Annotated in this window: 23 protein-coding genes; 16 read left to right on the plus strand and 7 right to left on the minus strand. The window is 63.9% G+C overall.

From position 1 onward, the window contains the following. The first annotated feature begins 49 nt into the window (after positions 1-49). The 4 genes from G3I74_RS02005 to G3I74_RS02020 all read left to right on the plus strand — a co-directional run bounded on the left by G3I74_RS02005 (position 50) and on the right by G3I74_RS02020 (position 5,973). Entirely contained in the window at positions 50-898 is an 849-nt protein-coding gene (locus tag G3I74_RS02005) for a tryptophan 2,3-dioxygenase (RefSeq protein WP_164209799.1), read from the plus strand. Positions 899-981: 83 nt separating this feature from the next. Then, on the plus strand, positions 982-3,828 hold the full coding sequence (locus G3I74_RS02010; RefSeq protein WP_164209800.1) for a penicillin acylase family protein: 2,847 nt from the start codon (positions 982-984) through the stop codon (positions 3,826-3,828). 133 nt (positions 3,829-3,961) lie between these two features. Further along, a complete protein-coding gene (locus G3I74_RS02015) occupies positions 3,962-4,414 on the plus strand; it encodes a hypothetical protein (RefSeq protein ID WP_164209801.1) in 453 nt (150 codons plus the stop codon). Positions 4,415-4,488: 74 nt separating this feature from the next. Then, the gene (locus tag G3I74_RS02020) at positions 4,489-5,973 is read left to right on the plus strand and encodes a WS/DGAT/MGAT family O-acyltransferase (RefSeq protein ID WP_203594462.1); all 1,485 of its coding nucleotides are present in this window, start codon (positions 4,489-4,491) and stop codon (positions 5,971-5,973) included. On the opposite strand, the gene G3I74_RS02025 is transcribed toward G3I74_RS02020, so the two are convergent. Continuing rightward, positions 5,958-6,791 (minus strand): tetratricopeptide repeat protein, encoded by an 834-nt coding sequence (locus G3I74_RS02025; RefSeq protein ID WP_164209802.1) that lies wholly within the window; start codon positions 6,789-6,791, stop codon positions 5,958-5,960. The two genes, G3I74_RS02020 and G3I74_RS02025, sit on opposite strands and share 16 nt — an antisense overlap. Positions 6,792-6,889: 98 nt before the next feature. Between G3I74_RS02025 and G3I74_RS02030 the strand changes: the two genes are divergently transcribed. Further along, positions 6,890-7,483, plus strand: a complete 594-nt coding sequence (locus tag G3I74_RS02030; RefSeq protein ID WP_164209803.1) for a phasin family protein — start codon at positions 6,890-6,892, stop codon at positions 7,481-7,483. Positions 7,484-7,576: 93 nt separating this feature from the next. Here the strand turns inward: G3I74_RS02030 and G3I74_RS02035 are convergent, their stop codons facing one another. Further along, entirely contained in the window at positions 7,577-8,194 is a 618-nt protein-coding gene (locus tag G3I74_RS02035) for a TetR/AcrR family transcriptional regulator (protein ID WP_164209804.1), read from the minus strand. Positions 8,195-8,209: 15 nt separating this feature from the next. Next, positions 8,210-8,467 carry an acyl-CoA-binding protein gene (locus G3I74_RS02040; RefSeq protein ID WP_164209805.1) on the minus strand — a complete coding sequence of 86 codons (258 nt, stop codon included), beginning with the start codon at positions 8,465-8,467 and terminating at the stop codon, positions 8,210-8,212. A gap of 194 nt (positions 8,468-8,661) precedes the next feature. Here G3I74_RS02040 and G3I74_RS02045 point away from each other — a divergent pair, with 194 nt between their 5' ends. Further along, on the plus strand, positions 8,662-10,650 hold the full coding sequence (locus G3I74_RS02045) for an SDR family oxidoreductase (RefSeq protein ID WP_164209807.1): 1,989 nt from the start codon (positions 8,662-8,664) through the stop codon (positions 10,648-10,650). A gap of 37 nt (positions 10,651-10,687) precedes the next feature. Here the strand turns inward: G3I74_RS02045 and G3I74_RS02050 are convergent, their stop codons facing one another. Next, positions 10,688-11,920 (minus strand): patatin-like phospholipase family protein, encoded by a 1,233-nt coding sequence (locus G3I74_RS02050; RefSeq protein ID WP_164209809.1) that lies wholly within the window; start codon positions 11,918-11,920, stop codon positions 10,688-10,690. Between the two features lie 69 nt (positions 11,921-11,989). Here G3I74_RS02050 and G3I74_RS02055 point away from each other — a divergent pair, with 69 nt between their 5' ends. From G3I74_RS02055 to G3I74_RS02070, 4 genes are all read left to right on the plus strand, one after another. Then, complete coding sequence (locus tag G3I74_RS02055; RefSeq protein ID WP_164209811.1) at positions 11,990-12,439, plus strand: peroxiredoxin; 450 nt, start codon at positions 11,990-11,992, stop codon at positions 12,437-12,439. After that, complete coding sequence (locus G3I74_RS02060) at positions 12,436-13,158, plus strand: DUF8198 family protein (protein WP_164209813.1); 723 nt, start codon at positions 12,436-12,438, stop codon at positions 13,156-13,158. The genes G3I74_RS02055 and G3I74_RS02060 overlap by 4 nt, the downstream gene beginning before the upstream one ends. A gap of 97 nt (positions 13,159-13,255) precedes the next feature. Then, entirely contained in the window at positions 13,256-15,064 is a 1,809-nt protein-coding gene (gene typA / locus G3I74_RS02065; RefSeq protein WP_164209814.1) for a translational GTPase TypA, read from the plus strand. A gap of 152 nt (positions 15,065-15,216) precedes the next feature. Next, positions 15,217-16,944 (plus strand): diguanylate cyclase, encoded by a 1,728-nt coding sequence (locus tag G3I74_RS02070; RefSeq protein WP_164209816.1) that lies wholly within the window; start codon positions 15,217-15,219, stop codon positions 16,942-16,944. A 42-nt stretch (positions 16,945-16,986) separates the two neighbouring features. Here G3I74_RS02070 and G3I74_RS02075 read toward each other — a convergent pair whose 3' ends face one another. Further along, positions 16,987-17,922, minus strand: coding sequence for a sulfotransferase family protein (locus G3I74_RS02075; RefSeq protein WP_164209818.1), 936 nt, complete (start codon positions 17,920-17,922; stop codon positions 16,987-16,989). Positions 17,923-18,132: 210 nt separating this feature from the next. Between G3I74_RS02075 and G3I74_RS02080 the strand changes: the two genes are divergently transcribed. The 6 genes from G3I74_RS02080 (at position 18,133) to prpC (ending at position 24,707) form a co-directional block, all read left to right on the plus strand. Next, positions 18,133-19,335: an acyl-CoA dehydrogenase family protein gene (locus G3I74_RS02080; protein ID WP_164209819.1), complete on the plus strand. Its 1,203-nt coding sequence runs from the start codon at positions 18,133-18,135 to the stop codon at positions 19,333-19,335. An 83-nt stretch (positions 19,336-19,418) separates the two neighbouring features. Further along, positions 19,419-20,507, plus strand: coding sequence for a phosphotransferase family protein (locus tag G3I74_RS02085; protein WP_164209821.1), 1,089 nt, complete (start codon positions 19,419-19,421; stop codon positions 20,505-20,507). Between the two features lie 64 nt (positions 20,508-20,571). After that, complete coding sequence (locus G3I74_RS02090; RefSeq protein WP_164209823.1) at positions 20,572-21,108, plus strand: PH domain-containing protein; 537 nt, start codon at positions 20,572-20,574, stop codon at positions 21,106-21,108. Further along, complete coding sequence (locus G3I74_RS02095) at positions 21,105-22,622, plus strand: PH domain-containing protein (RefSeq protein WP_164209825.1); 1,518 nt, start codon at positions 21,105-21,107, stop codon at positions 22,620-22,622. Before G3I74_RS02090 ends, G3I74_RS02095 begins: the two co-directional genes overlap by 4 nt. An 80-nt stretch (positions 22,623-22,702) precedes the next feature. Beyond that, positions 22,703-23,593 (plus strand): methylisocitrate lyase, encoded by an 891-nt coding sequence (gene prpB, locus G3I74_RS02100; RefSeq protein WP_164209827.1) that lies wholly within the window; start codon positions 22,703-22,705, stop codon positions 23,591-23,593. Continuing rightward, entirely contained in the window at positions 23,586-24,707 is a 1,122-nt protein-coding gene (gene prpC / locus G3I74_RS02105) for a bifunctional 2-methylcitrate synthase/citrate synthase (RefSeq protein WP_164209829.1), read from the plus strand. The genes prpB and prpC overlap by 8 nt, the downstream gene beginning before the upstream one ends. 9 nt (positions 24,708-24,716) lie before the next feature. Here prpC and G3I74_RS02110 read toward each other — a convergent pair whose 3' ends face one another. Together G3I74_RS02110 and G3I74_RS02115 are read right to left on the minus strand one after the other, a co-directional pair. Continuing rightward, positions 24,717-25,316, minus strand: coding sequence for a DUF502 domain-containing protein (locus tag G3I74_RS02110; protein ID WP_164209831.1), 600 nt, complete (start codon positions 25,314-25,316; stop codon positions 24,717-24,719). Further along, positions 25,306-25,521, minus strand: a complete 216-nt coding sequence (locus G3I74_RS02115; protein ID WP_164209833.1) for a hypothetical protein — start codon at positions 25,519-25,521, stop codon at positions 25,306-25,308. The genes G3I74_RS02110 and G3I74_RS02115 overlap by 11 nt, the downstream gene beginning before the upstream one ends. Between the last annotated feature and the right edge of the window lie 22 nt (positions 25,522-25,543).

Here is a 25,543-nt window from a genome sequence, read left to right on the forward strand (position 1 = left end):
CTCGTTACACTTGCAGGCCGCTACCACAAGACCGCACTCGGCCGGCATCATGACCACCGACAACAACGAGCGGCGCCTGGAAACCTCGATCCGGACTGATCTTCGGGGGCGTCTGGACTACCGTGCCTACCTTGGCCTGGACCGGATCCTGAGTGCCCAGAACACGCTCAGCGATCCGCCACACCACGATGAGTTGCTGTTCATCATCCAGCACCAGACCTCGGAGTTGTGGTTCAAGCTCATCATTCACGAGCTGCGCGCGGCCATGCGTCACCTGGCCGCAGATGACCCGGATCCGTGCCTGAAGATCCTGGCTCGGGTCAAGCAGGTCCAGCAGCAGCTTTTTTCGCAGTGGGCGGTGCTCGAGACCCTGACCCCAAGCGAATACGTCCAGTTCCGCAACGTGCTTGGCGAGGCCTCGGGCTTTCAGTCCTTCCAGTACCGGCTGGTGGAGTTTCTTTTGGGCAACAAGAACGGCTCGGTCATTGCGCTGTTCGATCATGACGAGCAGGCCCGAACGCTGCTGGCCGAGGCGCTGGACAGGCCCTCGCTCTACGACGAGTTTCTTCGGTTTCTGTCCCGGGGCGGACATCCGGTTCCAGCGCGACTGGTGGATCGGGACTGGTCGCGGGCGCATCGTCGCGACCCCGGGCTGGTGCCGGTGCTGCTGGAGATCTACCGCCAACCGCAGCGCTTCTGGACTGAATACGCACTGTGCGAGCGCTTGGTCGACGTCGAGGAGTCCTTTCAGCTGTGGCGCTTCCGGCATTTGAAGACCGTCGAGCGCATTATCGGCTTCAAGTCCGGCACCGGCGGCTCCAGCGGGGTGGGTTTTCTCAAGCAGGCGTTGGAGCTGACCTTCTTTCCGGAGCTCATGGACGTGCGCACCCGGCTCTGAGTCGGTCAGGCGCGCCGTCCGGAAAAGAACGCCGTTTGTGCAATAATCGGACGCTCACAACAAGATCAATCGGGGTAATACAAATGAGGCGATTTTCGATTCTGGCCGCCGGCTTGCTGGCGGCTTCCGTGGTCTCGGCCCAGAACGTCGAGGTGCCGCGGCTTCAGGCCGATGTGAACGTATTCACCGACGCCAACGGCATTCCCACCATCGTCGGCGAAACCGAGGCCGATGTGACCTTTGTCCAGGGCTATCTGCACGCCAGGGATCGCTTTTTCCAGATGGATTTCCTGCGCCGAGTGGCCTCGGGCAGCCTGGCCGAGCTGGTCGGCACCCCGGCTCTGGATAGCGATATCCAGCTTCGCACGCTGGGCCTGCGGCGGGCGGCCTGGGCCAGCTTTTCCGCGCTGGATACAGCCGAGTCGGCCTGGCTGAAAGCCTATGCCGACGGCGTCAATCACTGGCTGGCGACCAATCCCCTGCCGCCGGAATACGGTGGCCTGGAGCTGAGCGCCGCCGAGCCCTGGAGCGCGGTGGATTCGCTGGTTATCGGCAAGCTGCTGGCGTTCCAGTTGTCGTTCGACCAGAGCCTGTCGGCGATCGGCAACACGGTGCGCATCGGGACTTACCAGGCCGTCGGCGAGGCGGTCGGTTTCGACGGCACGGCGCTGTTCCTGCAGGATCTCAACCCGACCATCCCGGTCGACGACCGGGTCTCGATTCCCGATTTCTTCGAGCGCATCGGCATCATCGTGCCCGACGCAGGGCAGGGCGAAGCCAGCAAGGGCGCGGGCGCCGGCCTGCAGCAGGCCGCCGAGTCCGCGTCCATGGATCGCGTCGATCCCAAGCTGGTCGAGCTGGGCCAGCGCTACCTGGAGCGGGTGGAAGGGCTGCCGTTTCTGGGTCAGAACCTGGATCTGGGCAGCAACTGGTGGGCGGTGGCCGGCGAGCACACCGCGACCGGCTACCCGCTGTTTGCCAACGATCCCCATCTGGGCCTGACGATGCCGCCGATTTTCATGAACGAAAATCTGGTCATCCGCGATGAAGACATGGCCGTCAGCGGCGTGGTCTTTCCGGGCGCGCCGGTCAACGCGCAGGGCTGCACCCCGTTTTTGTGCTGGGGTTCGACCGTCAACCGGCTTGATGTTACCGACGTCTTCCAGGACCCGATTCTGGTCAACAACTTCGGCCTGCCCACCCACACCATCCACAAGGGCGTGCCCGAACGCATCCTCTACGTGTTCCAGTCGTTTTTTGCCAACACGCCGGGCAACGGCGAAGTCGACGACGTCAATCGCGTCAACGTCGGTTTCGACGCCGGCGGCATTACCTTCATCGTGCCGCGGCGCAACAACGGCCCGATCCTGGAGCTGATGGGCGACAGCGCATTGACTGTGCAGTACACCGGCTGGGGTCCGACCTTCGAGCTGTCGGCGTTTCGCACCTGGGCTCGGGCCCGGAGCCAGGAAGACTTCGAGCTCGGCCTGCGCGATTTTGCCTTCGGTTCGCAGAACTTTCTCTACGCCGATGTTGAAGGCAACATCGCCTACTACGTCGGCGGCGAGATGCCGCTGCGCGCCGATCTGCAAAACGATCTGACCGCCGACGGCGGCCGCCCGCCCTGGTTCATCCGCGACGGCAGCGGCGCCCTCAACCATGAGTGGCTGATCGATCCGGATCCCCAGCCCGGTCAGACCACCCCCTACGCGCTGATCCCCAGAGAGGAGATGCCGCGGGTAGTCAATCCGCCCTGGGGTTATATCGCCAACGCCAACAACGACCCGGTCGGTACCAGCCTGGACGGCAACCCGCTCAACCAGCTGCGCCCCGGCGGCAACGGCATTTACTACCTCAATACCAGCTACGCCGATTTGCGCATGGGCCGGATCGACCGCGAGCTGCAGGACCTGGTCGCGCGCGGCAACGTCAGTATCGACGACATGAAAGCGCTGCAGGCCAACAACGAGCTACTCGACGCCGAGCTGCTGCTGCCGTTCCTGCTGCAGGCGTTCGAAAATGCCACCGCCGATGAGGCCTGGCCGGGCCTGACCGAGCTCGCGGCCGATGAGCGGATCCAGGAAGCGATGGGCCGCCTGGCGGACTGGGATTTCTCCAGCCCGACCGGCCTGGCCGGTGGTTTCGATCCGGGCGGCGATCCTGGCGGCAACAGCACGCCCAGCCCCGATGAAATCGCCAACAGCGTCGCCACGACGATCTACAGCGTCTGGCGTGGCGAGGTCATCGCCAACACCATCGATGCCACGCTCAGCGCAGTCGGCCTGGGTGATTCCCTGCCGTCGAGCACGCTGGCCTGGCGGGCGCTGGTCAACCAGCTGCGCGCCTTTCCGCTGACCCAGGGCGAGGCGCCTTCCGGCCTGAGCTACTTCAACGTGCCCGAAGCACCAACGCCGGCCGATGCCCGCGACGCGGTGCTGCTGGCTTCGCTGCAGGGCGCGCTGGATCGGCTGGCCGGCGAGCCCTTTGCCAACGCGTTCGAGATGTCGGAGGATCAAAACGACTACCGCTGGGGCAAGCTCCACCGCGTGGTGTTCGATCACCCGCTCGACAGCGCGCCGTTCAACGTGCCGGGTGCGGGCGGTTTCAGCGACGTGGGCGAAAACCTCCCCGGCGTGGCCCGATCCGGCGGTTTCGAAGCCGTGGATGCGTCCAGCCACAGTGCCCGGGCGCGCTCGGAGAACGCGTTCACGTTCGGCTCCGGCCCGGCCCGCCGCAACGTCGCGGTGGTGACGCCTGAGGGTCCGGAGGCTGAGGAAATCGTTCCCGGTGGACGCAGCGGGCTGTTCTTGAGCCCGTTCTACACCAACCAGCTGCGCCTGTGGCTGGTCAACGATTACCTGCCGCTGACCATCGGTGAGGACCAGGCCGGACTCGGTGCGGCCGAGGTCACGACGTTCTCGCCGCGGTAAGCGTTTGGACCCGCGACCTGCCGGCAGCGGCAGGTCCACAACAGCAAAGCGCCCGCCTCGAGCGGGCGCTTTGTGCTTGAAAGCCGGACCGATGGCTGCCATTTCTCCTCTCTACTCCCAAAGACGCCAAGCGATGCTGAACCTGTTGGATCGATTTTCCCTGGCCCACACCCAGGTCACCCGTCTGAACGCCGACCTCAAGGAGATCGTGGCCCCGGACCAGGCTTTCCGCGCCCAGGTCGAGCTCAAGCTCACCCCGCGCGCGATGCCGCCCGACCAGGGCGTCAACCAGTACCAGGTCACCGCGCGCATGACCTGTCGCGGCAGCCGCGAGGCGGATGATCCAGAACACGCGCTGTTTGAAGTCGAGTTGGTGGTGCAGACGGTCTACCGCCAGTTCCAGGGCGATGCGGTGAGCTTCGAGGAGTTTTCCGGTGCTCATGCCAGCCTGACGCGGCAGCTTTACCCGCTGATGCACCACCAGCTGCAGCCGGTGTTCAAACAGTTCGGTCTCGACCAGGTCAAGCTGCCCTACGATCTGGTCAAGTCACCGGATACGCCGAGCGATGGACGCCAGCTGCACTGAAAGACTCGATTGACCCCCGGCCGGGTGCGTGAAAGAATCATTCGCCATCGACAACAACAAGCAGGGAGAACGCCTTGAGCACCGCCCGTAGGGAACCGATCGCCAAGGTCGATACGGCCTGGCTGCGCATGGAGCAGCCGACGAACCTGATGATGATCACCGGCGTGATCGAGTTCTCCGGGTCGGTGGATTTCGAGCATTTCCGGCGCATCGTCGCCAACCGTTTCCTGGCCTTTCCGCGGTTTCGTCAAAAGGCGGTGGATCATCCGCGGGGCTGCTGGTGGGAAGAAGATGACCAGTTCGAATTGTCCAGCCATATCCGGCGCACCGCGCTTCCGGGTGATGCCGGCAAGGCCGAGCTCGAGGAACTGGTCTCGGAGCTGGCCTCGACCCCGCTGGACAAGACCAAACCGCTGTGGCAGTTCCATTTCGTCGAAAACTACGTCGGCGGGCCGGTCGCGATCAGCCGGATCCATCACTGCTACGCCGATGGCATTGCCCTGGTCGAGGTCATGCTGTCGCTGACCGAACGCTCGGCCGAGGCTTCCAATCGCCTGGTCGAGCAGGAGGCCTGGAAACAGAAACGCGCGGCCGAGTCGAATATCTTCAATCGGCTTACGGCGCCGGCCCGCCAGAGCGCCGGGTTGATCCAGAACGTCAGCCAGAAGGTGGTCGACGAGGCCGGTGACCTGCTTCGTGAGCCCCACAAGGCGGCCCAGTATCTGTTTGGCGCCGGCGAGATCGTGTCCGAACTGGCCACCGCGTTGCTGCTCGAGGACGACCCGCCATCGCGATTCAAGGGTTCGCTCAGCGTGCGCAAGCGGGTCTCCTGGGCGCGGCCGCTGCCCCTGGAGGAAGTCAAGGCCGTCGGCCATGCGCTGGGCGCCACGGTCAACGACGTCCTGATCTCGGTCATGACCGGCGCGCTGCACCGCTACCTGGTCGACGCGGGCGATGATCCCCGGGATCTGACGATGCGTGCGACCGTGCCGGTCAACCTGCGGCCGCTGGAGCACGCGCGCGACCTGGGCAACCACTTCGGCCTGGTCTTCCTGGATTTGCCGATTGACGAGACCAATCCGCTGGCGCGGCTGTATCAGGTCGCGGAGTTCATGGGTCAGCTCAAGCGCTCGAAGCAGGCGGTCATGTCGCTGGGGCTGCTGGCGGTACTCGGCATGGGTCCGGCTGCGCTGCAGAAGCCGGCGCTGGAGTTATTCAGCCGCAAGGCCAGCACCGTTTTGACGAATGTTCCCGGACCTCAGCAGACGCTCTACATGGCCGGCGCGCCGATCCGCGAGATGATGTTCTGGGTCCCGCAGACCGGCTCGATCGGCATGGGCATCAGCATCATCAGCTACCGGGGGCAGGTCTTTTGCGGCCTGATTACCGACAACAAGCTGGTGCCGGATCCTGAAACGGTCATGACCCACTTTCTCGAAGAATTCGACAACCTGTTGCACCTGACGCTGCTGATCGGGCCGCAGGACGGGCACGTTGCGCCGGATACCTACGACGAGGTGCACGAGTGGATTCGCGGCAGCGATCAGGTCGCGAGGTAGCTTCTGGCGTACTCGATATCGAGTTTCTGCATGGCGTCGATGGGTGAGATGGCGACGGCCTGCTCGTAGGCCTGGTTGGATTCCTCCAGGCGCTTGTCGCCGTACAGGAGGTAGAGCGCGTTGCCGTATTCGATGTGGGCAATGGGCGCTTTCGGGGTGAGCTCCAGGGCGGCCTGGCACTCTGAAATGGCCTTGTCGGCCTTTGCGCCATAGGTCATGCCGCCCACCAGTTTGCCCACCTTGTCGATGATTTCGGCATGGTACAGCCCCGAAGCGGTGCGTGCCTCGGCGTGATCGGGTGCGAGTTCCAGAGCCCGGTCCAGCGACTGTCGAATTCTGCCGCCGACGCCCTGGGTCAGCGCTTTGGCCACGGAGATGCACTGGCTGTAGCGCCCCAGCAGAAAGGCGTGGAAATAGTGCGCGTTGGCGTCGCCGGGATAGGCCTGGATGGCCGCATCGGCGCGCTTGATGCCGGCCTGGTAGATGGCCAGCCGGGTCTTTTCGTCTTCTTCCAGGTAGTCGGCGTAGATGCCGCTGGCCTTGTTGGCCACGGCATGGGCCAGAGGGCCGATGGCCAGGGCACCTTCGACGGCAGCGGCGAATCGTCCGGCATGATAATCACGCCAGGCCTGCTGCCAGGCCGCCGCCGTGGTCTCCGGGTCGGGTTGATCGGGATCGAGCGAACGGACTCGGTCGGCATCGGGAAAAGGTTCAAGATCGCCCTGGTGCAGACGTGCCCAGGTTTTCTCCAGCGCCTGACCGTCGAACTGGAACTTCGGGCTGCTGTGCGGAAAGGCCGACCACGCGCTGGTGTCCATGATTAGTGTGACTGCTCTAGAACCCGGACGTATCTTAACCATCAAAGCTGATCGAAAGACAGCGTTTGACTGAAACGATTTCCAAGGAGGCACACACAGTGGCCAAGAAAACCGCAAAGAAAAAGGTTGCCAAGAAAAAGGTGACCAAGAAAACCGCAGCGCGCAAGAATGTCGCCAACCAGGCGCAGGATTACGCGCACGAAATCTGGCTGGCCGGTCTGGGTGCTTTTGCCATGGCACAGGACGAAGGCAGCAAATTGTTCAAGGAAAGCAGCAAGCGGTTCGACGACACCACCAGCAAGGTGGTTGGCGAATCGACCAAGCTGTTTGAACGCCTGGTCAAGGAAGGCTCCAAGATGGAAAACAAGGGCCGCAAGATGGCATCGGATACCGTCGGCGGCGTTCGCGGCGACGTAGAATCCCGGATCGACGAAGTTCGCAAGTCAGCCCAGACCAACTGGGACAAGCTCGAGAAAGTCTTCGAGCAGCGCGTTGCCCGCGCCCTGAGTCGTCTTGGTGTCCCGACCTCCGACGAAATCCGCGAGCTCAGCGACCGGGTCGCGGAGCTCAACAAGCGCGTCACAGAACTGGCCCGCAAGCAACAGGCGCCGAAGCCGGCGGCCTCGAAAAAGGTGGCCAAAAAAGCCGCAGCCAAGCCGGCCGAGCCGCAAACGCCTGCCAAGTCGGACTGATCGAAACGACTACCCCGAAGCAGTCCGGGCTTCCCTCGGCCCGTATCAGACTGCTACTTTTGACCCGGGCGATTCGCCCGGGTTTTTTTTGCCTTATCCATATGCGTCGGCCAGCGCCTGCAGATGTTCGCGCGAGCTGCCCACCAGGTAGGGGCTGATCAGGCTCATGACCTGCCAGGCGGCTCGGTCAGGTCGCACGCCGTCGGCGTCCTGGACCTGATCGAAGGCCAGCCAGAAGGTGCTGACCAGCGCGATGTTGCGAATCAGCGCTTCGAGTTCGCGCGCCGACGCCTGCATCTGACCGTCGGCGATCAGATCGTCGCACAACCCGCGGGCCGACTGCATGGTCAGGCGCAATATGCCGCGGAACCGCTGGTGCAGCCCGCGATAGCGGTGGCACAGGTCGATCAGGTCGCGGTAGATGAAACGGTATTCGCCGATGGTTTCGAAGGCGACGTGCAGCAGGAACCAGATGTCTTCAATGTTGGCCGCGCGCTCCTCCGGGGCGGCGAGAATCTCCAGCATGCGGTGCTCGAAAGACGCAAACAGGGTCTCGATCAGGTCTGACTTGGTGCGGAAGTGGTAGTGCAGGTTGCCGGGACTGATATCGAGCTCGTCGGCAATCCGGTTGGTCGTGACGTTGGGTTCGCCTTCATCGTTGAAAAGGACCAGGGCGGTTTCCAGGATGCGCTGGCGGGTATTACGAGCCATGCACTGGGCGCCCTTTCAGCTTTTGAGCGATTCGACCAGGTCGATGTATTTCTGCTTGGCCTCGTCGCTTGGCATGCCCTTGCGCTTTTCCCAGGCCTCGTACTTGGCTACGCCGACAAAGTCGAAAAAGCCCGGCTTTTCGCCGCTGACATCCCCCTCTGCGGCCTGCTTGTAGTAGCTGTAGAGCTTGAGCATGGTGTCGTTGTCGGGCCTTGCCGGCAGTTGCTTGGCGTCTGCTTGTGCCTGCTCGAAGCGGGTATCTAAATCGCTCATTGTAGGTTCCGGGTCGATTGCAATACGAAGACCCACTTTCTAGCATGCACCCCCGTTCCGGTCAATGACCGGCGCGAGCAAGCGTCCGGACCGATTGATTCAAGAAAGCCTCAGGTGGCACAAATCCGGGTCAGGCGGTATCTTAGGCGGTCAGAGAGGCATTCTTGAAAAAACGACTGCAGGGAGAAGTATTCATGACCTATTTCGTCACCGGCGGCACGGGGTTCATCGGCCGTAACCTGATCGATCAGCTGCTGGCGCGCAAGGGCGTCGTGCACGTGCTGGTGCGCAGGGGTTCGAAAAAGAAATTCAACCGCCTGGTCGAGGAGCGCTGGAGCGATCACAAGAAACGGCTCGTGGCCGTGAGCGGTGACCTGACCAAGCCCGCGCTGGGATTGAGCGCGGCCGATCGCGAAGCCCTGACCGGCAAGGTTCGGCACTTCTTCCACCTGGCTGCCGTCTACGATCTCAAGGCCAGCGCCGAAGACAACCAGGCCGCCAACATCGACGGCACCCGGCACGCCATCCAGTGTGCTGAAGTACTGCAGGCCAAGTGCTTTCATCACACCTCCTCGATCGCTGCAGCCGGTCTTTACCGGGGCACTTTCCGCGAGGACATGTTCGAAGAAGCCAGCGACCTCAACCATCCCTACTTCCGGACCAAGCACGATTCCGAAGGGCTGGTGCGCAAGCACTGCAATATCCCCTGGCGAATCTATCGGCCCGGCATCGTGGTCGGACACTCGGAGACCGGCGAGATCGACAAGATCGACGGCCCCTACTATTTCTTCAAGCTGATCCAGAAAATGCGGCGCATGCTGCCGCCCTGGGTGCCGACGCTGGGCCTGGAAGGCGGACGGGTCAACCTGGTACCGGTCGACTTCGTTGCCAGGGCGATGGATCACATTGCCCACAAGCCAAAGCTGGACGGGCAGTGTTTTCACTTGACCGATCCCAGCCCCAAGCGGATCGGCGCGGTCATGAACCTGTTTGCCGAGGCGGCCCACGCGCCGCTGATGTCGATGCGCCTGGACGCGCGCCTGTTTTCGCTGATCCCGGCGCCGGTCAAGCAGGGACTGGGCATGCTGCCGCCGGTGCGGCGGATCATCAACCAGGTGCTCAAGGACCTGGGGATTCCGAAGGACATGCTGACTTTTTTCAATTACCCGACCCACTTCGATACCCGCGAAGCCGAGCGAGCGCTCAAGGGTTCCGGCATCAGCGTGCCCCCGCTCGATGACTACGCCTGGGTGCTGTGGGATTACTGGGAGCGCCACCTGGATCCGGAACTGTTCATCGATCGCTCCCTGTCGGGCAAGGTCCGCGACAAGGTGGTGGTGGTCACCGGGGCGTCCTCGGGCATCGGCAAGGCCACCGCGCTGATGATGGGGGAGGCCGGTGCGAAAACCATCATCGTGGCCCGTGGCGAAGAGCAGTTGCTGGAAACCAGAGCCGAAATCGAGGCTGCCGGCGGCCAGGCCCATGCCTACACCTGCGACCTGGCCGATCTGAGCGACGCCGAACGCCTGATCGGGCAGGTCCTGTCCGATCATGGTCACGTCGATATTCTGATCAACAACGCCGGGCGTTCCATCCGGCGCTCGATCTCGCTGTCCTACGACCGTTTTCACGACTACGAGCGCTGCATGCAGTTGAACTATTTCGGTTCGCTGAAGCTGATCATGGGCTTCTTGCCGGTCATGGAGAAGCGCCGCAAGGGCCAGGTCATCAATATTTCGTCTATCGGCGTGCTCTCCAACGCGCCGCGGTTTTCGGCCTACGTTGCCTCCAAGGCGGCGCTGGATGCGTTTGCCCGCTGCGCGGCCTCCGAGTTCAACGACACCGGCGTGTCGTTTACCACCATCAACATGCCGCTGGTGCGCACGCCGATGATCGCGCCGACCAAGATGTATGAGTCGGTGCCGACGATCACGCCGGAGGATGCGGCCGACATGGTCAAGCAGGCCGTGATCTATCGGCCGCAGCGCATCGCCACGCGGCTGGGTATTTTCTCCCAGGTGCTGCACTCGATTGCGCCAAAGAGCTCGGAGATCATCATGAACTCCGCTTTCCGGATGTTCCCGGACTCATCCGCCGCGCGAGGGCAGCAGTCGGACACGGACGACCAGCCGACCCAGGAACAGGTGGCGTTCGCCTCGCTCATGCGGGGTATTCACTGGTAACGATCCGTCGCGACGGGATCGATCAGGTCAGGAATGCTCAGCCGCGCAGCAGGCGATCGAGCTGGTCGAGGCTGCGCGCCAGGCTGTTGCCCATGGGCGCCAGGTAGCGTTTTTCCGCCGCCATGGCCTCGGTGAAGCTGCGCTCTTTGCGGAGAATCTGGCGGTTGAGGCCCAGTTCGTAGGGCTCGAGAAACGATTCCATGGCGTCGGCGCGGGCCAGCAGTTCGGCGCGCGTGGTCCGGTAGGCGTGATCGACCAGTTCGTTGCGCGATGAATAGCTGAACACGTTGGTAAAGAACATGCGCTCATCGTTGCGGTTGGGTTCGACCAGCAGGATGGAAGAGCCCGGGAACTCGGTCTGGTATTTCGCCATGCCGACCTGCATGCGCGACTGGATGAGCGAGCGGAAGGTCTGCGAGAGCACCACCGGCAGCCCCCCCTTGATCATGCGGCTGGAACTGCGCCCGTCCGGGGGTACCTGCGGATCCAGCTCGGCATCGTAAGGCACCAGGGGGTTGATGCCGATCAGCAGATCGGCGCCTTCCTTGAGGGCAACCGATGCGTGCAGGGTTCGCCGCAGGGCGCCGTCGACGAAGTAATGGCCGTCGATTTCGACCGGTGGATACAGGCCGGGCAGGGCGGCCGAGGCCTGGACGGCGGTTGATATCGGCACGTGGTCACGGCCACTCTCTCCGAAGCGGACCGCCTGGCCGGTTTCCAGGTCCACGGCCACGATGCGCAGGCGCGCGCTCAGGTTCCGGAAATCGTTGCTGCGACCCGGACGCGCCAGAATTCCAGCCACGAAGTCGTCAATGCTGTGATTATCGAAAATACCGGTCGGTATCAGTCGGCTCAGGCTCTCGATACTTTCCAGGTGGGCGATGCGCTCGGGGTGGCGCATGGCCTCGACCAGGATATCGAGCACGACGCCGGGTACGCTCATCGCGCGGTCGAAATACTCGCGCACGGCCGGGCGCAGGAACAGTTCGGGCTGGAACCGGAACTCCGCCTCCGGCGAGCTCATGAAGATCCGGCTCATCTGGCTGGTTGTGATGCGGTTGGCCAGGCTTGCCGTCAGGAACGAGCCCGAGCTGACGCCCACATAGACGTCCAGGTCGTGCATGCGAACCCCGTCGATGGCTTCCTCCAGTGCTTGCAGGGCGCCGAGTTCGTAGATCGCGCCCAGCGGACCACCGCCGGCAATGGCCAGGCCGATGGTCGGGGGTCGCGTGAGCTGTCGATCCTGGCTGGCCGGGGTGAGCTTGAGCATCGAAGTTGCCTCCTGTTGCTCGATTATAATGCAGGGCCTGATCATCTTTTCAGCACGAGAAGAAAACCCATGACGATCCAGACCGGCGATCGCGCGCCCGATTTCGAACTGCCTGACCAGGATGACGCATTGTTCCGACTGTCTGATCATCTCGGCAAGCGGCTGCTGCTGGTGTTCTATCCGGGCGATGACACGCCGGTCTGCACAGCCCAGCTATGCGACTATCGCGACGGCCTGGACGCCTTTGCGGGGCTGGAGGTGGACGTCATCGGAATCAGTCCCGACGATCCTGCCTCTCACCGCGCTTTTCGCGACAAGCACGATCTCCCCTTCACGCTACTCAGCGACACCAACCTAGAAGTCGCTCGAAAGTATGACTGCAAGGCATTGATTGGAATGAAAAGAGGGGTGTTTCTCCTGGACGAAAATCATCGCGTTAGGTACCGCCACGTGGAAAGCGTGGCCGTTTTCCGGCGCCGACGCGATGAGCTGATCGAGGCGATCCGGCAGCTGGGATGACCCTTTCGGCGTCCTACCGGCATCTGCATGAGCAGATCCTTCTCAATCAGGAGCTGGGCCGGCGCATCCAGGCGCTTGACGTGCCGCATGCCCGGTCGCTGGCGCGTCTCCAGCACTGGCAGCTGCAGCGCCTGGATGCCACTTACCAGGACCTGCGCGACGATCCGCGCTACCTGCCGGCCTGCGAATTCTTTCTTCACGAACTCTACGGCGGGCGAGACTTCGTCGAACGTGACCGCCAGCTGATGCGGGCCGCTCCGGTGATGCGAAGGTTTCTTCCCGATCACCTGCTGGCGGCGGTGGGAGATGCCATGCAGCTGCAGGCCGTCAGTCTGCAGTTCGATCTGGCGCTGGCCGAGCTGCTGGTGGCAGTCGATCCGATTACCCAGCCCGACTATGCGCGCGCCTACCGCGCTCATGGTGACTGGGCCGGGCGCGAGCGTCAGCTGGTGCTGATCCGCGAACTTGGTGAACTGCTGGGAGAGACCGTCCAGCGGCCGCTGGTGCATCGCCTGATCCGCCTGATGCACGGCCCGGCCGTGGTCGCGGGATTCGGGATGCTGCAGGTCTTTCTGCGCGACGGTCTGGACGCGTTTGCCGAAATGGGCCCGGCCGATCATTTCCTCGACACCATCAGCGCGCGCGAGCGTGCCGGGCTCGAGGCCATGCGCGCCGGCAGCGACTGGCCGTTCGAGCGCTGGATCGGCCAGGGGCCATAAGTCGCGCCGCGGCGCGCCGAACGCCTGGATGGTGCCGACAGCGTTTCGATCGGGCCGGCCGGGTATAATGCGCGGCCTTAGTCTGAGCCCGCCCTCCATGAAACTCCGCAACATCGCCATCATCGCCCACGTCGACCACGGCAAGACCACGCTGGTCGACCAGCTGCTGCGCCAGTCGGGAGAATTTGCCGCCCACGAGCGCCTGACCGAGCGAATGATGGATTCCGAAGACCAGGAGCGCGAGCGCGGCATCACCATCCTGTCCAAAAATACCGCCATTACCTGGCGTGACTGGCGAATCAATATCGTCGATACGCCCGGGCACGCCGACTTCGGTGGCGAGGTCGAGCGGGTGCTGTCCATGGTGGATTCGGTGTTGCTGCTGGTTGACGCGGTCGACGGGCCCATGCCGCAGACCCGTTTCGTCACCCAGAAAGCGTTCGCCATGGGCTTCAAGCCGATTGTCGTCATCAACAAGATCGACCGTCCCGGCGCGCGGCCCGACTGGGTGCTCAACCAGACCTTCGATCTGTTCGACAAGCTTGGCGCGACCGACGAGCAGCTGGATTTCCCGGTGGTCTATGCCTCGGGACTCAACGGCTATGCCGGTCTCGACGAGGGCGTGCGCTCTGGTGACCTGGTGCCGCTGTTCGAGACCCTGGTCGAGCACGTGCCGGCCCCGCCGGTCGATCCCGACGGGCCGTTCCAGATGCAGGTCTCGACGCTGTCATTTTCAACCTACGTCGGTCTGATCGGCGTCGGCCGCATCCGTCGCGGCAAGGTCAAGACCAACCAGCCGGTCAGCGTGATCGACCGCGATGGCAAGAAGCGATCGGGTCGGGTTTTGCAGGTCCTGGGTTTCAAGGGTCTCAAGCGCGAGGAAATCGCCGAGGCCGAAGCCGGGGATATCGTTGGTATTTCCGGCCTGGAGAATATCGGCATATCGGACACGATCTGTGACCCGGCGGCGGTTGAAGCGCTACCGCCGCTGACGGTCGACGAGCCCACCATCCACATGACCTTCCAGGTCAACGATTCCCCGTTTGCCGGTCGCGAGGGCAAATACCTGACCAGCCGCCAGCTGCGCGCCCGGCTCTACCAGGAAGCCACCCACAACGTCGCCCTGCAGGTCTCCGACACGGCCGATCCGGACCAGTTCGACGTCGCCGGGCGCGGCGAACTTCACCTGTCGGTGCTGATCGAGTCCATGCGCCGCGAGGGATACGAGCTGTCCGTTTCGCGACCGCGGGTGCGCAAGCGCGAAGTCGATGGCGAGATTCACGAACCGTGGGAATCGGTGGTTCTCGATCTGGAAGAGTCCTTTCAGGGCGCGGTAATGCAGGCCATGGGCGAACGCAAGGGCCAGCTCAAGGACATGACCCCGGACGGCCGCGGCCGCGTTCGCCTGGATTACCTCGCGCCGGCGCGCGGGCTGATCGGCTTTCAGTCCAGCTATCGCACCATGACGGCCGGGACCGGCCTGTTTTTCCGCGTCTTCGATCACTGGGGTCCGGCGACCGAGAAACTGGCCGGTCGCATCAACGGCACCCTGATCAGCATGGAACAGGGGACGACGGTGGCCTATGCGCTGTTCAATCTCCAGGATCGCGGCAAACTGTTCGTGGGACCGGGCGAAGATGTTTATGAAGGCATGATCATCGGCCTCCACGCGCGCGAAAACGATCTGGTCGTCAATCCGCTCAAAACCAAGAAACTGACCAACGTGCGCGCTTCCGGCAAGGACGACGCCCTGCTGCTGACCCCGTCGATCCGCATGAGCCTGGAACAGGCGCTGGAGTTCCTGGCCGACGACGAGCTGCTGGAAGTCACGCCTGAATCAATTCGCCTGCGCAAGCGTCTGCTCAAGGAACACGAGCGCAAGCGCGCCGAACGCGCAACCGCCTGAAACAGGATTCGCTGTCGGGCGATCGCGGATCGGTCCGGGTTCAACAATGGCATAATCGGCCTTTGTACACGCAGCGCAAAACCATGCTCAGCGGGGAGGATCGGGGATTCGGAGCAGGCGGAATTCAGGGGGTATGCTGGCTATTCGTGCTGATGTCGTCCGCCCTCTGGGTTTCGACTGTGATGGCGTCGGATCTGCCCGATTTTCGTCGCACCCTGGATGAAGCGCGCCGCGTCAGCGACCAGGACTGGCAGCAGGCGCAGATGCTGCTGGATGAGCTGGCGCCGGTGATCGATCGGGCCGGGCAGCGCGAATACGTCGATTTTCATCTGCTCCAGGCGCGTCACCGGGTGCTGGCCGATCGGTCCGAGGAAGCGCTGGCGCGGACGCGTGAGCTCCTGGCCCTGGATCTTCCCGACGACCAGCGTCTGCGCGCGCTGCAGTTCAGCGCCAACATCGGCGTGCTGCTGCGTCGCTACGAAGCCGCGTTCGGCGCGCTAAGCGAAGCCCTTGCCATCGAGGTCGATCCGGAAAACCCGGCGCCCCGTGTTTCAACCCTCAACATGGCCGCCTACATGTTCGGCCGCGTTGGCGAGCATGAGCGGGGTATCGACTACGGTGAGCAGGCCGTGTCTCTGGCCCGTGAAATGGATGACCCCGCGCAGGTCTGCGTTGCGCTGCAGCGCCTGGCGCCGGTCTACAAGTGGGCCGAGCGCCCCGAAGAGGCCGAGCAGGCCTATCGGGCCGGCATCGAGCGCTGCAGCGAGATCGACAATGCCCTGTTCGTGGGGGTATTGCAGCATGGTCTGGCCGATTTGCTGCGACGCCAGGGCCGACCCGAAGAAGCCCTGGCCCTGGTTGAATCGGCCATCGCGGCGCTGGAAGCGTCGGTGTATCCGCTGGGTGAGTTCGAAGCCCGACTGGTGCGGGCTGAGACCCTGCATGCAATGGATTCATTGCCATCGTCAGGGCGCGATGAACTGATCCGGCTGGCGGCGTATTTCGGTGAGCGCGAGCTGTGGGATCAGCAGGCCCGACTGGAAGCCCTGAAAGCGGAGCTGGCCGAGGAAGAAGGAGACTTCCCGGGCGCACTGCTGCATCTGCGTCGTTTTATTAAGGCGCGTGAGTCGTTTCTGGGCCGGGAGCGATCCATGCGCCTGGCCTATCTCGAAGTCGAGTTCGACAGCCAGCTCCAGCGTCAGCAAATCAGGCTGTTGCGCGAGTCAACGCGCGTGGCCCAGCTGGAAGCGCGGGCTGCCGCCCAGCAGCGGCAGATCCGTGGTTTCGGCGTGCTGCTGGTCGCTCTGGTCTTCCTCGCCATGGTCGGTCTGCTGGTGCGGGTGTTCCGTAGCCGTCGCCGGTTCCAGGCCCTGTCCCGTAGCGATGGACTCAGTGGTCTGGCCAATCACACCTGGTTCTTCGAGCAGGCCCAAGCGCTGCTCGACCATGCAGCGGCCGAACCCCGCCATGGCCGCGCCGTGCTGGTCGCGGCCGATATTGACCACTTCAAAAACGTCAACGATATTCACGGTCATCGCGTTGGTGACGAGGTGCTGGGCCGAACCGCTCGACGTTTGCGCGAGGTCTTCCCCGAACAGGCGCTGGTGGGGCGCATCGGGGGCGAGGAGTTTGCCGTGCTGGTGGCCGGCAAGACCCTGGAGGACGTGTTGACGTGCATCGAGCGCTTTCGGGCGCCGGATCCCTCGGCCGGGCGCGACGGCGACCCGGTTGTCACGGTCAGCTTTGGTCTGAGCTGCTACCGAGCCGGTGATGACATCCATTCCTTGCGCGAGCGCGCGGATCGTGCCTTGTACCAGGCCAAGCAGGAAGGGCGTGACCGCCACGTGCTGGATGAGTCCTGTCTGCCCGCGCCGCGATAATTCCCAAGCGCTGGTCCAGGCGGCAGCCCGCGCCCGAAGCGTTTATTGGCCGGCGTCCTGGCGCCAGTGAGCAAGGTCTCTGCCGATCAGGTCTTCCAGCGTCAGGATCTGTTGCTCGAACCGCTCGGTCAGTTCGCGCCGCAGTTCATGATCCAGCGCCGGCCAGGGTTGGTCTCGATCCCTGTCTGCGCGAACACGTTGTTTTCGCTGCAGATGAAGTTTCTGGTACCAGGCCGGTCGGAGTCTGCGGATGGTGTAGCGCCAGGTACCGCGACGCCACAGTCGTCGAAAGAGGGAATCCGGTACCGGTGCAGACCGGTTGTAGACGTCGAGCTGCGGCTGGAAGCCCGGATCAAGCCCGAGAAAGGCCAGGATGTCGGAAAAGGTTGCCAAGGGTCGGTCCCGAAGATCGTCGAACAGGACGATGCGCACCTGTTCAGGGCCGAAATCATCAACAAATCGTTGCACGCCCGCAGCATAGTCCGCGAGCATGGAATACTGGAATTTCTCCGGGAAACCGCCACGCGCCGGTAGCCGGCGGCCTCGCTTTCGTTCTCCTTCCAGCGCCATGGCCTGGCGCAGATCGGTCATCGTCTCGCGTTGCCCGCGCCGGCAAAGATGAGCATGCAGGGAATAAAGCATTTCGGCCGGCTGGCGCACCAGAATCAGAATGCGGGCCGCGGGATTGGCGGCGCGGATGGCGCTGCTCGCGACCCGTGAATACAGATACCAGGTGGACCGGTCACCGCAGCATTGCCCGGGCCGTGCGGCCCGGCACAGGGTGGCGTAGCGGCGGGCCGGCATGGCCGGCTGGTTGTAGGCCAGATCGTGGGCAAAAAAGTGCGGTTCGCCCGGCAGCATGTGGACGCCTGGATGCTGATCCAGCCAGTGATGCAAGGACGTGGTGCCGCACTTGGGTGCCCCGGCAATGACGAAATCCGGCGTTGCGGTCAACCCGTGGCGGGCGGAAGATGACATCGGAAAATCAGCCCTTGAGGCCAGGGAACGGAGTGGACCGATCGCAGATCGAACACGAAATCGCGGTGCTGTCGGTCGGCTGCATCCGGGCAATGATATCAAGCCGGCTTTCCCGGACCGCGAGTTTTTGAGGTGTCTGCCGGCGTGCGCGCTCAAGCGCGGCCGGGTACTCTGATGGCAACCTTTTCAAGCTGCTGCAAGGAAAACATCATGAATTTCACCCCGTCCGAACACGCTCAAGATCTGGCCGCCAAGTTGCGTGACTTTTTGCGTGAGCGGGTTCTGCCCGTGGAACCCGAGTGGCACGCTCGCATGGCGCAACTCGACGATCCCTGGCAGGTGTTGCCGGAAATCGAAACGCTCAAGCGCGAAGCACAAGCGGCGGGTCTCTGGAACCTGTTTCTGCCCGATCATGAGCGGGGGCAGGGTCTGGGCAACCTGGACTACGCGCCGCTGGCCGAGGCCATGGGGCGTTCGTTCATCGCCCCGGAGATCTGCAACTGCAACGCCCCGGATACCGGCAACATGGAGGTGCTCTACCACTACGGCTCCGAGGATCAGAAAAAACGCTGGCTCGAGCCGCTGCTGGCCGGCGAGATCCGCTCGGCGTTTTTCATGACCGAGCCGGATGTGGCGTCTTCCGATGCGACCAATATGCAAGCCACGGCAACTGTCGAAGGCAGCGAGGTCGTGCTCAACGGGTGCAAATGGTGGTCGACGGGCCTCGGCCACCCGGACTGCAAGGTTGGCATCTTCATGGGGCTGACCGATGCGCAGGCCGATCGCCATCGTCGTCACTCCATGGTGCTGGTGCCGCTGGATGCGCCCGGCGTCAAGATCGAGCGCATGCTCACCGCCATGAACATGCTCGATGCGCCTTACGGCCACGGTGAGGCCAGCTTCACCGACGTGCGGCTGCCGGTCGATCACATCATCGCCGGTCCCGGCCGCGGCTTCGAGATCGCCCAGGGCCGGCTGGGGCCGGGCCGCATCCATCACTGCATGCGCCTGATCGGGCTGGCCGAACAGGCGCTGGAACTGACCTGTCAACGCGCCCTGCAGCGAACGGCTTTCGGGCGGCCGCTGGCCAAGCTGGGCGGCAACGCAGAGCGCATTGCCGAGGCGCGAATCGCCATCGAGCAGGCCCGTTTGCTGGTCCTCAAGGCTGCCTGGTGCCTGGACCACAAGGGCATCGGCCAGTCCATGAGCGAGGTGTCGCAGATCAAGGTCGCCGTGCCGCGCATGGCCCAAGACGTTATCGACATGGCCATCCAGCTGCACGGCGGGGCCGGCGTTTCGAACGACTTCCCGCTGGCTGCGGCCTGGACTGCGGCGCGATCGCTGCGCCTGGCCGACGGGCCCGACGAAGTCCATCGCGGCCTGATCGCGCGCCTGGAGCTGGCCGGATATTAAGCGGTTCAGTTGACGCGATTGATGACTGACAGACGCCACCTGCCCGGCTACACTTGAGGCTGGTTTTTTGGCGCGCGTGGGCTATGTCCGTTTCTTCAACGTCTTCCGGTTTGCTGGATCGTCCCCGGCCTTTGCGCCAGGAGGACCGCTTCGATGTCGATGCGGTCGATGAGTGGCTCAAGGCGCGGATCGACGGGCTGGAGGGCGCGCCCGAGGTCGAGCAGTTCTCGCGCGGGGCCTCCAACCTGACCTATCGCCTGCGCTACCCGGACCGGGACTTGATCCTGCGGCGTCCGCCGCCGGGCACCAAGGCCAAGTCGGCCCACAACATGGTGCGCGAGTACAAGGTCCAGAAAGCGCTCAAGCCGGCCTACCCGTATGTTCCGGAAATGCTGGCGCTGTGCACTGATGAAAGCGTCATCGGCTCGGATTTCTACGTCATGGAACAGCTCGAGGGCATCATCCTGCGCGCCAACCTGCCCGAGGGACTGGCGCTGGACCCCGAGCAGGCCCGGCGCCTTTCCACCGCCGCCGTCGATCGCCTGATCGATCTGCACCAGGTCGACGTGCAGGCGGCCGGCCTGGAAAAACTCGGCAAGGGCGCCGGCTACAACCGGCGCCAGATCGAGGGCTGGTCGGAGCGCTTCAAGCGCGCAAAGACGTGGAACGTGCTGCCCGGGCGATCGGTGATGCGCTGGCTGGCCGAGCGCGTACCCGACGAGGTCGCCATCCGCGTCATCCACGGTGATTTCCGCTTCGACAACCTGGTGCTGGACCCGGATGATCCGCTCAAGATCATTGGCGTGCTGGACTGGGAGCTGGCCACCCTGGGCGACCCGCTGATGGACCTGGGCAATTCCATGGCCTACTGGGTCCAGGCCGACGACGAGAAGTACTTCAAGGGTTTCCGGCGCCAGCCCACTCATGTTCCCGGGATGCTGACGCGCACCGAGGTGGTCGAGTACTACTGCGACAAGACCGGGTTCCGGCCCGAAAACTGGGCGTTTTACGAGGTCTACGGGCTGTTCCGGCTGGCGGTGATCGCCCAGCAGATCTATTACCGTTACCACAAGGGCCAGACCCGCAATCCGCAGTTCAGGCACTTCTGGCTTGCGGTCAATTACCTGATGTGGCGCTGTCGGCGCATCATCGGCAAGGCTGATCGAGCCTGACGTGGACAATGGTTCGGCAAATACTCCGCGGCGGCCGGGCCAGGCCGTATTCAGCAACCGGCAGGTGCCTCTTGCGGAGCTTCCCGATTACCAGGCCGCGAAGCTCGATCTGGTGTCGCTGCGCTTTGCGCCTTACGCTGCCCTGACCGCCGGCCTGCTTTGGCTGGGATTGGCCGCGGCGGTCTTCATCGCACCCCGGCTGCCGTTTGCGGATGTGACCCTGCCGCCCGGACTTGTGCTGGTGCCTCTGGTTGCGCTGATCTGGTTTGTCGCCGTGGCCTGGATCGATGGTCGTCGACGCGGCTGGGCGCTCAGAGAGCATGACCTGATTTATCGCTCCGGTTTGATCTGGCAGCGAACCGCCATCCTGCCATTCGCCCGCATCCAGCATGTCGAAACCGCCTCCGGGCCGCTGGAGCGGCTATTCGGACTGATGCGGGTCAAGTGCTTCACTGCCGGCGGCATGGGCGCTGACCTCAGCGTTGAAGGGCTGGACCGGGCCTCGGCGCGCAAGGTGCGCCAGCACCTGCTCGAACAGATCCGCGATGAGGACGGCATGGACGATGCGGCCCGGGGCGAGGACGAAGAGGCGGGCGGGTGAGCGAGTCGGACGACTGGCAGCGGCTCAGCCCGCTGGCGCTGGTCTTTCTCATCGTCAGCGGGCTGCAGCGCCAGGTCCGCGAAAACCTGTTCCTGTTTGCCGGCGCTGGCGCCGGGGCGGCTTTTACCGACTGGCTGGGCTTGCGCGAACTGGCGTTGATCGCTCTGGTGTTCGTGCTTTTTTCGGTGCTGGGCGCGATGCTCTACCACCGTCGTTTCCGCTTCCGGATGGAAGCCGATGCGGTGCGTGTCCGACGCGGCCTGGTCGAGCACAAGGAACTGCGGGTGCGCTTTGCCCGGGTTCAGAATATCCAGCTTGGGCAGCCGTTCTATTTCCGTCCGTTCAACCTGGTCCGCTTCAGCCTCCAGACCCCGGGGGCATCCGACAAGGAAGTCGAGCTCCCCGGTATCGATCGGTCGCTGGCCGAGACCATGCGCGATCGCATCAGCGCGGCGCGCGGTGAACTCGAGGAGACGGAAGCCCGGCCGGAACCGGAAGAGGGGGCCGATCCGGAGCCGCTCGAACAACCGGCCGTGTTCGCGCCTTCGTCGGGCCGTTTGTTCCTGCACGGTCTTTCCAGCAACCAGGTGTGGGTGATTGCTGGCCTGTTTTTCTACGTGGGCGGTAACCTGCTTGAGCGTTTTGGCGAGCGCGTCGAGCAAGTGGCCGAGCGCGCGCTGGAAAACGGCCAGGCGATTGATCTGCCGGTCTCTGCCTGGGCGCTTGGCGCGGGCGCGCTGCTGGTTTTTCTGCTGATTCTGTTTGTCCTGTCAGGCTTGCTGGCGCTGGTGCGCTTCTGGCGCTTTCGCCTGCGCGAACGTGGCGATCGGGTCATCGCTCTGGCCGGGCTGTTCGACCGGCGCGAGCAAACCCTGCGCCGAGCGAAGGTTACTGGGCTGCAGCTGCGCCAGTCGGCCGTCGGTCGTGTGCTGGGCTGCTGGAGTCTGGTGCTGCGCCAGACCCGAAGCTCGGATCACGAGACCCCGGCCGGCGGGAATGCCTTCGTGGTGCCGGGCCTGCGCCAGGATGACCTGGCGCTGGCCGAAGCGCTGCTGCCGGGCGCTGTGTTTCCGGGCCGATTCCAGCGTATCAGCCCGCGCTACCGGCGCTTTGCCTTCTCGCGCCTGTTGCTGGGCCTGCTGCTGGCGCTTGTTCTGGCCGGCCTGCTGTTCGGGTTCGATCACTGGAGCCTGCTGGCGCTTTCTGTCGGCGCGCTCGTTGCCCTGCCGGTTCTCCACCTGCGCTTTCGCCAGTGGGGCTGGGCCCTCGAAGAGGGCGTGCTGTGGGTGCGCCGGGGTCTGCTCGGGCAGCGCATCGACGGCTTCGATCTGGAGCAGGTGCAGCAGGCCCGGGTGACCAGCAGTCCATATCTGCGGCGGCATGATCTTGTTGGCCTCGAACTGGTGCTGCCCCAGGGCGTGATCGGGCTGCCGTTCCTGCCTTCAAGGCCGGCGGCCGAGCTCGCCAACCGGGCCCTGGCGACGGCCGAGCAGGCGAGGTTTCATCGGGTCTGAGTCGATGCTTTCCGCCTCTGGAACGCCGCGGACTGCGTGCTAGAATCCAGGATTGGACGGGTTTTCGGGAGAGAACAGGGATGACGCAGCCTGCGGCGGGTTCGAGGTTCCGCGCGCTGGTGGCCGAACAGGCCCCGGTGCAGATTGTCGGCACGGTCAATGCGTACAGCGCATTGCTGGCCCAAAAGGCCGGCCACAAAGCCATCTACCTCTCCGGTGCCGGTGTCGCCAACGCGTCCCTGGGGCTGCCCGATCTGGGCATCAGCCAGCTGGCCGACGTGGCCGAGGATGCCCGCCGGATCACGGCGGTATGCGACCTGCCGCTGCTGGTCGACGTCGATACCGGCTGGGGCAGTGCGTTCAACATTGCCCGCACCGTGCGCGAAATGGAGCGCGCCGGCGTCGCTGCCATCCACCTGGAAGATCAGGTCCAGGCCAAGCGCTGCGGCCATCGGCCCAACAAGGCCCTGGTGAGCATCGAGGAAATGGTCGACCGGGTGCGCGCCGGCGTCGATGCACGCACGGACGCGAGCTTCGTGTTCATGGCCCGCACCGACGGCCACGCTTCCGAGGGCATGACGGCCGCGGTCGAGCGCGCCAATCGCTACGTCGAGGCCGGCGCCGACATGATTTTTGCCGAAGCGCTGCACACCCTGGAGGAATTTGCCACCTTCACCCGCCAGGTGCCAGTGCCGGTGCTTGCCAATATCACAGAGTTCGGTCAAACGCCGCTGTTCGACGTCGATGAACTCGCCGGCGTCAACGTCGCCATGGTGCTGTACCCGCTATCCGCTTTCCGGGCCATGAGCAAGGCGACCCTGGCGGTCTACGGGGCGATCGCCCGCGACGGCCACCAGCGCGGCGTGGTCGAGGCCATGCAAACGCGCACCGAACTCTACGAGATCCTGGGTTACCACGACTACGAGCAAAAGCTCGATGAACTGTTCAGCAAGGAGTCGCAGCATGAGTAAAAAAAACACCGGGGCCGGCCTGAGAGGGCAGTCGGCCGGACAGACGGCCATTTGCACGGTGGGTGCGGCCGGCAACAGCCTGCGCTATCGCGGTTATGCGGTTGATGACCTGGCTGAAAACGCCAGCTTCAACGAAGTCGCTCACCTGATCCTGAAAGGCCACCTGCCCGACGCTGATGAACTGGCCGCCTACAGCGCGCGGCTGCGCGCCCTGCGTGGCCTCCCCGCGGCGCTCAAGGAGGTGCTGGAGCGGATTCCGGCATCGGCCCACCCGATGGATGTGCTGCGCACAGGGTGTTCGTTCCTGGGCAATCTGGAGACCGAAGCCGACTTCTCGCGACAGCAGGACGTGGCCGATCGCCTGCTGGCCGCCTTCCCGTCGATGATTACCTACTGGTACCGCTACAGCCACGATGGCGTGCGCATCGAGGTCGAGACCGACGATGACGGCATTGGCGGGCATTTCCTGCACCTGCTGCGCGGCGAAAAGCCCAACGCACTCCACGCCCGCGTCATGGACGTCTCGCTGATCCTGTATGCCGAGCACGAATTCAACGCCTCGACCTTCACCGCGCGGGTCTGTGCCTCAACGCTTTCGGACCTGCACTCGTGCGTGACGGGTGCGATCGGTTCGCTCCGGGGTCCGCTGCACGGCGGGGCGAATGAAATGGCCATGGCCATGATCGAAAAATACCGTTCGCCCGAAGAAGCGCGCGCCGACGTGCTGCGCATGCTCGAGGCCAAGGAAAAGATCATGGGCTTCGGTCACGCCGTCTATCGCGAGAAGGACCCGCGCAACGCCATCATTCGCGAGTGGTCGCGCAAGCTGGCCGAAGACGTCGGTGATACGGTCCTGTTCCCGGTCTCCGAGGTGGTCGAAAAGACCATGTGGGAAGAAAAGAAGCTGTTCGCCAACGCTGATTTCTACCACGCCTCGGCCTATCACTTCATGGGCATTCCCACTGGTCTGTTCACGCCGATCTTCGTGATGTCACGCGTCACCGGCTGGTGCGCTCATGTGATGGAGCAGCGTGAAAACAACCGCATCATCCGGCCCGGCGCCGACTACACCGGCCCGGACCCGCGCCCGGTACCGCCGATCGACCAGCGCTGAGCGAGGCGCTCATTTTCTTCGGCTCATGGCCGCGGTCAGGATCAGCCTGATCGCGTCCTCGAACGGCATGTCGACCGGCTCGCACCACTCGCGCGGCACAAACAGGGTGTAGCCGGCGATCTGGTAGCTCAGCGGCAGGTAGACGGCGACCTCACCGTCGTCGCCGAAGGGCAGGCCGGAAAAGTCTTCGCGGGTGATGAAGCCAAGCAGGGAGTAGCCGGACGGGTGGCGTACGCGCACGACCTGGTTGAACTTGTCCTTGTCGTCGCCGGAAAAATAGTCGACGAAGTCCTTGGTGGCGCGAAACACCGACTTGACCACCGGCATGCGATCGAGGATGCCCTCGCCGAAGTCGATCAGCTTGCGAAACAGGTAGACCTCGCTGAGCAGTCCGATGAGCAGGACCAGCAGGATGCCGCCCACCAGGCCCATGCCCTGGATGTACCAGCTTTCCGGCAGCACGATCTGAATCAGGCGGCCCACCCCGCCTTCGGCCAGCCCGGCCAGCCAGAACACGATGATCAGGGTCAGCGCGATCGGGATGATCGTTGCCAGGCCCTTGAAGAAAAGCGGCAGCAGGGCCGCAAAACGATGGTTTTCAGAGTTCATCGAATTTCTGTCTGAGTGTTTCTCGCTGATCGGTGACGATCCGCTCCAGTGTTTCCACGCGCTCGCGCAGGTCTTTTAGATCGGTCTCGATGCGTTCGGCCTCCTCGGGTCGCCGGCGCCTGGCCTCCAGCCACTTGATGCCGAGGGTGTAAATCATGTAAAGCGCGGTCAGCGTTACGAGGAAAGAAAAGACATTCACGGACACGACCTGTCATGAGCGGGCTTGG

Source organism: Wenzhouxiangella limi, assembly GCF_010499265.1.
In the GTDB taxonomy this organism is placed as follows: domain Bacteria; phylum Pseudomonadota; class Gammaproteobacteria; order Xanthomonadales; family Wenzhouxiangellaceae; genus Wenzhouxiangella; species Wenzhouxiangella limi.

Bases quoted from the DNA above. Each gene is read 5' to 3' on its own strand.
- G3I74_RS02005 (WP_164209799.1), top strand. From the start codon at position 50: ATGACCACCGACAACAACGAGCGGCGCCTGGAAACCTCGATCCGGACT.
- G3I74_RS02010 (WP_164209800.1), top strand. From the start codon at position 982: ATGAGGCGATTTTCGATTCTGGCCGCCGGCTTGCTGGCGGCTTCCGTG.
- G3I74_RS02015 (WP_164209801.1), top strand. From the start codon at position 3,962: ATGCTGAACCTGTTGGATCGATTTTCCCTGGCCCACACCCAGGTCACC.
- G3I74_RS02025 (WP_164209802.1), bottom strand. From the start codon at position 6,791: ATGGACACCAGCGCGTGGTCGGCCTTTCCGCACAGCAGCCCGAAGTTC.
- G3I74_RS02035 (WP_164209804.1), bottom strand. From the start codon at position 8,194: ATGGCTCGTAATACCCGCCAGCGCATCCTGGAAACCGCCCTGGTCCTT.
- G3I74_RS02040 (WP_164209805.1), bottom strand. From the start codon at position 8,467: ATGAGCGATTTAGATACCCGCTTCGAGCAGGCACAAGCAGACGCCAAG.
- G3I74_RS02045 (WP_164209807.1), top strand. From the start codon at position 8,662: ATGACCTATTTCGTCACCGGCGGCACGGGGTTCATCGGCCGTAACCTG.
- G3I74_RS02050 (WP_164209809.1), bottom strand. From the start codon at position 11,920: ATGCTCAAGCTCACCCCGGCCAGCCAGGATCGACAGCTCACGCGACCC.
- G3I74_RS02055 (WP_164209811.1), top strand. From the start codon at position 11,990: ATGACGATCCAGACCGGCGATCGCGCGCCCGATTTCGAACTGCCTGAC.
- G3I74_RS02060 (WP_164209813.1), top strand. From the start codon at position 12,436: ATGACCCTTTCGGCGTCCTACCGGCATCTGCATGAGCAGATCCTTCTC.
- typA (WP_164209814.1), top strand. From the start codon at position 13,256: ATGAAACTCCGCAACATCGCCATCATCGCCCACGTCGACCACGGCAAG.
- G3I74_RS02070 (WP_164209816.1), top strand. From the start codon at position 15,217: ATGTCGTCCGCCCTCTGGGTTTCGACTGTGATGGCGTCGGATCTGCCC.
- G3I74_RS02075 (WP_164209818.1), bottom strand. From the start codon at position 17,922: ATGTCATCTTCCGCCCGCCACGGGTTGACCGCAACGCCGGATTTCGTC.
- G3I74_RS02080 (WP_164209819.1), top strand. From the start codon at position 18,133: ATGAATTTCACCCCGTCCGAACACGCTCAAGATCTGGCCGCCAAGTTG.
- G3I74_RS02085 (WP_164209821.1), top strand. From the start codon at position 19,419: ATGTCCGTTTCTTCAACGTCTTCCGGTTTGCTGGATCGTCCCCGGCCT.
- prpB (WP_164209827.1), top strand. From the start codon at position 22,703: ATGACGCAGCCTGCGGCGGGTTCGAGGTTCCGCGCGCTGGTGGCCGAA.
- prpC (WP_164209829.1), top strand. From the start codon at position 23,586: ATGAGTAAAAAAAACACCGGGGCCGGCCTGAGAGGGCAGTCGGCCGGA.
- G3I74_RS02110 (WP_164209831.1), bottom strand. From the start codon at position 25,316: ATGAACTCTGAAAACCATCGTTTTGCGGCCCTGCTGCCGCTTTTCTTC.